Below are 4650 nucleotides of genomic sequence, written 5' to 3'. Positions count from 1 at the left end.
GCCGTGTGCCCGGCGACAGAGCAATCGTCTGGGCGATCGCGCGCGGCACATCCAGCGGATCGGTCGAACCGCCGCCATTGCGCAACGCGCCCGCGACCAGTGCCGGATAGGCGGCCTTGCGCTCGGCACTCGCGCGCTCGAGCATCGGCGCGGTATATTGATTGCCATTTTCCCAGATCTTGGTGGGAAAGCCGCCGGGCTGCACAATGGTGACATCAATGCCGTGCGGGACCAGCTCGTAAGCCATTTGCTCGCTCATCGATTCGACCGCAAATTTGGTCGAGCTGTAAAGACCCATGCCGGGCACCATCACGCGCCCCAATTGGGAGGAGACATTGACGATCAGCCCCGATTTCTTCGCCCGCATCGCCGGCAGCGCGGCCCGTGCCACCCTTTGATAGCCCATGACATTGGTGTCGAACAGCAACTGCATCGCTGCCATGTCCTGCAGCTCGACCGGAGCGCCGGTGCCGATCCCGGCATTGTTGATCACCACATCGAGCGCGCCGCCGTTCAGACGCTCGGCCTCCGCAACCGCATTATTCACCGACTCATCAGACAAGACGTCGAGTTCGAGAATGTCAAAGCCCGGCCCTTCGGCCATTGACTGGCCTTCCAGTTCCCCGGCCTCCTGGCGCGGCAAATTGCGCATCGTGGCGAAAACTCTGGCGCCCAACGTCTGGTAATAGAGCGCGCCCAGAAAGCCGAAACCGGACGAACAGCCGGTGATCAGCACCGATTTTCCGGTCAGGTCCGGCTTGTCGTCGGCGGCAGCCGTTGCCGGCCCTGCTGAAAGCGCGACGCCGGTTACGGCTGTGGCGGCCAGCAATTGACGGCGATTGAGCGATGGCGTGCGGTTCTGGTCGGTCATGGCAAGACTCCTAATTTTCGAATTGGCTGCTACACTATCACAAAATCCGGAGGGTGGAATGCAAATCACGAAAGCCAGCGACGCGGTGGGCGCGATTGTCGAGGATGTCGATGTCACCAAGCTGTCGGACGAACAGTTCACCAAAATCCGCGCCGCCTTTCGCGACCATGGCGCGCTGTTCTTCCGCGAGCAGCAGCTGACGCCGGAAGAGCATATTGCCTTTGCCCGGCGCTGGGGCCCGATCGACTTCAACCGCTTCTTCAAGCGCCGTGAAGGCTATCCCGAAATTGCCGAAGTGCTCAAGGAGCCTGACCAGCAGCTCAATATCGGCGGCGGCTGGCACACCGACCACAGCTATGATGAAGCACCGGCTATGGGATCGATCCTCTATGCGCTGGAAATACCGCCAAGCGGCGGTGATACGCTATTTGCCGGGATGGCAGCGGCCTATGAAGCGCTCGAAGATGACATGAAAGCCCAGATCAAAAACTTGAAAGCACGGCACGGCAATGCCCATATCTTTGGCGAGGAAAGCGAATATCGCAAAGGCTTTGAAGGTCGCTATACCAACGCCGATCAGGCCGGACAGACTGCGGTCCATCCCGTGGTGCTGCCCCATCCCGAAAGCGGTGTAAAAGGCCTTTATGTCAATCCCGGCTTCACCCTCGAAATTGTCGATATGGATCCGGCAGAGGGCCAGGCGCTGCTGCAACAGCTATACGGCCATATCATGGAGGACCGCTTCCACTACCGCCACCAATGGCATGCCGGCGACCTCGCGATGTGGGACAACCGGTCGACCTGGCATTATGCGCTGAACGACTATCAGGGCCACCGGCGCTATCTCAACCGGATCACGATCGAGGGCGTGGCATTGGGGTAGATTTTCCCAATAAACCGCGGATATTATGGATGAAAAATCTAGCGGCCTAGGAACCCAGTGAATCAATCACCCGTGACAGCTTGTCCTGAACGGCGGCAGCGGCTTTTTTAAGCTGCGGATTTTCGATAGCCTGCATCGATGCAACCGGGTTGATGGCGGCCACTTCAACTTTGCCATCTCCCTTTTGCTGGACCACCAGATTGCAGGGAAGCATCGTCCCGACCTTGTCTTCGAGTTGCAATGCCTCATGTGCCAAGGTTGGATTGCAGGCACCAAGGATCGTATAAGGCCGAAAATCGACGTCGATTTTAGATTTCAAAGTCTCCTGCACATCGACGCGCGTGAGAACCCCAAATCCCTCGGTTTTGAGCGCAGCTTCGGTGCGCTCGATGGCTTGGTCAAAAGACGTCTTCAATGTCGCCGCCATATAATAGCTCATAAAGAACTCCTTTCCTTGATGTTCAGATCACTCGTCATCGATTTGGTGATCAATCTCGTCATGTTCAACATCGCGCTGCCCATAGCCTGTCTGATTTTGGCCATGCTCGGCCGATTCCGTCGAGCGCGGAACAAACGCCTGGGGATCGATCGTCAAGATACCGAAAATGGCAGCGGCGATGGTGGCAAAGCCGACCAGATACGAGAAAAGCGACGGCTTTTGTGCGTTGCTGACACCGGCATGCCGTCCGGCACGTTTGTAACCGGTTATCATGGCCCGCACCAGATTGTCCCGGGTCATGAGAGACATGACGAAAACAGCCACGATATGTATGACAACCAATCCAAGGAGGCTCCAGCCGATGATCTCGTGCAGATCTTCACCCGCTTCTCCTCCGCTGGTGACGATCAATGCGCCAGTCCAGATCGTGACTATGCTGACAGCGATAAGCAGCAAGGCAGATATCCAGCCCAGGGGGTTGTGACCGACCGCCGCCGCTGGCTTAAAACGCAACAATTCGCTGATATGATGCCCAAGGCCGCCGCCTTTCCACATCCCGGAAAAACGCGCATATTCTCCGCCGGCGAAGCCCCATATGAGACGAAATGCAATCAGGATCGCTGCTACCCAGCCCGAGATGATGTGCCATTTGTTGAGTGGGCTTTCCTCTTCGGCTGAAAGAAACGCGACGGCGATCGCGATGACGAGAAGCCAGTGAAAAAGCCGCAACGGTGCGTCCCAGACACGGATGCGCGCGGCGGTTGCTGTTAAGTCAGAATTGGACACCATCATCTCCTCTGATCGTCAGGATCAGGCTGAAAGAGTGATCAATGGGGAATTTACAGCGTCTCTGAAATAGGGAAATTTACGGAGTGTGTCGCGCTGCACTAATCCCCGCCATGCGCGCAACAGCATATCGTGGCGCAGCACCCGCCGCCCTCGCGGTCTTGGCAACTTGCAGTTTCGCGACGACTGGGGCAATCAGCGTGCCATGGTATCGGGGATCAGAAATTTGAGGGAATCGCTCGGCCGGTGGCTGGCATTGCTGAAAACCGGCCCGATCATCACGGGATTGCTGGTGGTTTTTGCCATCGCTGCGCTCCAGTTTTCGGCGCTTCCCGGGTTCGACCGGCTCGGGTTGATGGTCTTTGACAGCTATCAGAACGCCGCGCCGCGCGCTTATCAGGACGCGGGCGTGCGGATCATCGACATTGACGAGGAATCGGTCGAACGGCTGGGCCAATGGCCATGGTCGCGGACCGAGATCGCACGGCTGACCCAGAAGCTGTCCGACGCCGGCGCGGCAGCGATTGCCTTTGATATTGTTTTTTCCGAACCGGACCGGACATCGCCCCAACAGATTGCCGCGCGCTTGGCGAAACAGGAGGGCAATGCGGATCTGGTGGGCTCGCTTTCGGGTCTGCCCGACAATGACGATGTGCTGGCCGACAGTTTCGCCCTGGCACCGGTGGTCAGTGGGTTCTTCCTGTTGCGAGATGACCGCGGCGAGCCAATCGAACTGCCATCGGGCATGGCGGTGCTGGGATCGCCGCCAAGCGGAACGGTCGAGCAATATCGAGGGGCGATTCAGTCGCTACCGCAACTCAGACAGGCCTCCGCCGGACTGGGTTCGCTGAGCATTGTCGGCGATGCCGACGGGATATTGCGCAGAGCACCGCTGGTTTTTCTCCACAAGGACAAGCTGGTGCCCTCGCTCTCGCTGGAAGCCCTGCGGGTGGCGCAACAGGCGGGCTCGATATTGGCCAAGACCAGCGATGGCAGCGGCGAAACCGCTGGCGCGCCCGGAGCAATCGTGAATCTGAGGGTCGGAGATTTCGAAGTACCGACCACCGCCGCCGGCGAATTGTGGATGCATTTCAGCGAGCCGGCACCGCGGCGCACCATCCCGGCGTGGAAGCTGCTGTCCGATGCTATGTCGCAAGAGGAGATCGGCGCGGCTGTGGAGGGTCAGATCGTCTTCATCGGAGCCAGCGCGACCGGGCTGCGCGATCTGGTTTCAACCCCGCTGGCCGAGAATGAACCGGGGGTAACCGTTCACGCTCAGGCCGCAGAACAGATGATCCTCGGCGAGTTTCTGACCCGCCCCGACTGGGCGCCGGGGATGGAATTTTTCCTGATCCTGTTGCTCGGCGGCGGGCTCGCGCTTTTGCTGCCGGGCGCAGGCGCGATGATCGGAGCCGCGATCGGGACGGTCGCCACTCTGGCGGTTGCCGGCGGCAGCTGGCTGGCCTTTGACCAAATGCACTATCTGCTCGATCCGACCTGGCCGATCATCGCGCTGATCCTGGTTTACGCGGTGCAGACGCTGCTGAGTTTCCGGCAGGAGGAGCGGCAGAGAGCCTATATCCACACCGCTTTTGACCGCTATCTTTCGCCCGAGATGGTCCGCCAGATTGCCGCCAACCCGGAACGCCTGCAGCTCGGCGGCGAGGAGCG

General features: G+C 59.4%; 5 protein-coding genes. 2 read left to right on the top strand and 3 right to left on the bottom strand.

Going from position 1 to position 4650, the window contains the following annotated elements; all coding sequences use genetic code 11:
* A partial coding sequence (locus WBM93_RS10135) for an SDR family oxidoreductase (protein ID WP_424431494.1) occupies positions 1–871 on the bottom strand: 871 nt, incomplete at its 3' end.
* A gap of 58 nt (positions 872–929) precedes the next feature.
* Between WBM93_RS10135 and WBM93_RS10130 the strand changes: the two genes are divergently transcribed.
* Positions 930–1754, top strand: a complete 825-nt coding sequence (locus tag WBM93_RS10130) for a TauD/TfdA dioxygenase family protein (RefSeq protein ID WP_424431492.1) — start codon at positions 930–932, stop codon at positions 1752–1754.
* Positions 1755–1800: 46 nt separating this feature from the next.
* Here WBM93_RS10130 and WBM93_RS10125 read toward each other — a convergent pair whose 3' ends face one another.
* The gene (locus WBM93_RS10125) at positions 1801–2193 is read right to left on the bottom strand and encodes a DUF302 domain-containing protein (RefSeq protein ID WP_424431490.1); all 393 of its coding nucleotides are present in this window, start codon (positions 2191–2193) and stop codon (positions 1801–1803) included.
* 27 nt (positions 2194–2220) lie between these two features.
* Complete coding sequence (locus WBM93_RS10120) at positions 2221–2979, bottom strand: cytochrome b/b6 domain-containing protein (RefSeq protein ID WP_424431488.1); 759 nt, start codon at positions 2977–2979, stop codon at positions 2221–2223.
* Positions 2980–3067: 88 nt separating this feature from the next.
* On the opposite strand from WBM93_RS10120, the gene WBM93_RS10115 reads away from it, so the two are divergent.
* On the top strand, positions 3068–4650 hold a 1583-nt coding region (locus WBM93_RS10115), incomplete at its 3' end, for a CHASE2 domain-containing protein (RefSeq protein ID WP_424431486.1).

It is taken from the genome of Parasphingorhabdus sp., from assembly GCF_049667325.1.
In the GTDB taxonomy this organism is placed as follows: Bacteria; Pseudomonadota; Alphaproteobacteria; order Sphingomonadales; family Sphingomonadaceae; genus Parasphingorhabdus.
Note: the sequence above shows the minus strand (reverse complement) of the source record. Positions and strands in the feature narration are given on the sequence as shown.